2 protein-coding genes are annotated in these 1638 nt (G+C 52.5%); both read right to left on the reverse strand.

Annotated elements, in window-relative coordinates; translation table 11 throughout:
* Positions 1 to 66: 66 nt before the first annotated feature.
* Positions 67 to 381 carry a response regulator gene (locus CHB90_RS25865; protein WP_089280553.1) on the reverse strand — a complete coding sequence of 105 codons (315 nt, stop codon included), beginning with the start codon at positions 379 to 381 and terminating at the stop codon, positions 67 to 69.
* A gap of 1 nt (position 382) precedes the next feature.
* Positions 383 to 1576, reverse strand: a complete 1194-nt coding sequence (locus CHB90_RS25870; protein WP_089280554.1) for a sensor histidine kinase — start codon at positions 1574 to 1576, stop codon at positions 383 to 385.
* Positions 1577 to 1638 lie beyond the last annotated feature (62 nt).

Below are 1638 nucleotides of genomic sequence, written 5' to 3' on the forward strand. Positions count from 1 at the left end.
GTAGCTCGGCGGGATCGGTCTGCTCATGCAGGACAGCTACCACGCTGGATTCACGAGATGAATCCCTCAACCAGCCTTTGCGCAACAAAGCCCCTGCACACTGTCAGATGTCGTGAACATGAAGACAACGCTGTCAGAGGCAATCCCGGTCGTGCGCAGTTCCTTGAGGAATTCGTGTCCATTCATCCTGGGCATGTTTATGTCCAGAAGGATGAAAAAGGGATTGGCCGTCCGTCCCGAATTGATGATTTCCAGCGCCTCGATACCGTCTTCGGCGCGGGTTACCACCGCATCCGGAGCGATTCTGGACAGGGCGCGCTGAATCATCATCACATCGAGCGTGTTGTCCTCGACGAGCAGGATATTCATTTGACGGTTCATGTTATGCAACCTTCTGCAATGGACGACCCTCTGCACCACGACCAATCGGCCAATGAAATATGAAATCTGCCCCGTTTCCAGGCGAGGATTTCACGCAAATATCGTAGCCGTGTCGAGTCACGGCCTTCTTGACAATGGCCAACCCGATACCAGTGCTCTCCGGTTCGCCCGCCTTCCGAAGTGTTTGGAAAACTTCGAAGATCCTATCGTGAAATTCTGGTGCAATACCGTTCCCGTTATCCCTGACAGAGATTTTCAGCCTCTGATCCGCCGCCTCGACTGTTAGATCCACACGCGCCGCGTGACGGTTAGGATGGTATTTGAAGGCGTTGCCGATTAGGTTTTCCAGCACGCGGCGAAAACTCTGACTGTCGAAGTGTATCGTGTCGATGTTTGATGTCAGATGGATCTGGGAGGGGTCAACTTCGAAGTCTGCAACACAGTCATCAACAATTGTTGCTATCGAAACTTGTGTCTCACCTTCGTCACAGTCGCTGCCGACGCGGGAAAATTCCATGATCCCCTTCGTCAGGTCATTCATTCGGCCGACACGTTCGCGGATCATGTTGAGTTGCGTCTTTATTTCCGCGTGATCTTCTAGTGGACCAATGATCTCTTCAAGATCCTCTTCGATCACATCCGCAAGAAATCCGATCCCGCGCGCCGGGGTCTTCAAATCATGGGATGCGATGTAAACGAATTGCTCAATCTCGGAATTGGCATATTCAAGGTGCTCGGTCTTGGCGCGCAGCTCTTCTGTCAGATGATGTGCGTAGGTGTGCGCCTTGAGATTGGACCGCGCCATCATCGCAAGCATGGAAATCACCAGGATTTCAATCACCAATCCCCCGACAAGGATCAATGTAGGCTGATCGTATCCGTTCTGATTGCGGAATGCCAAATTGGTCTTGATCTCGACGACCCAGGTTCGACCATACATTTCCAGCTCTACGGTGTTTGAGAACATGGGATCGGCATCATATAGAGGCTCGTCAGTGCCAAATTCATCGTAAATCACCTGATCCCCGTCCCGTATGCTAAAGCGCACATCCCGACGGTCCTTTGAAAGCAACCCTTCAACCAGGTTTCGAACAACAAAAGGGGCGTAGACTACGCCGGAGAACTTTTCTTGTCGTTCTCCCACCGACGCCGGCCTCTCTCCGTGGCTTTGTTGCGCAAAGGCTGGTTGAGGGATTCATCTCGTGAATCCAGCGTGGTAGCTGTCCTGCATGAGCAGACCGATCCCGCCGAGCTACA

The sequence above is a fragment of the Antarctobacter heliothermus genome, from assembly GCF_900188425.1.
In the GTDB taxonomy this organism is placed as follows: Bacteria; Pseudomonadota; Alphaproteobacteria; order Rhodobacterales; family Rhodobacteraceae; genus Antarctobacter; species Antarctobacter heliothermus.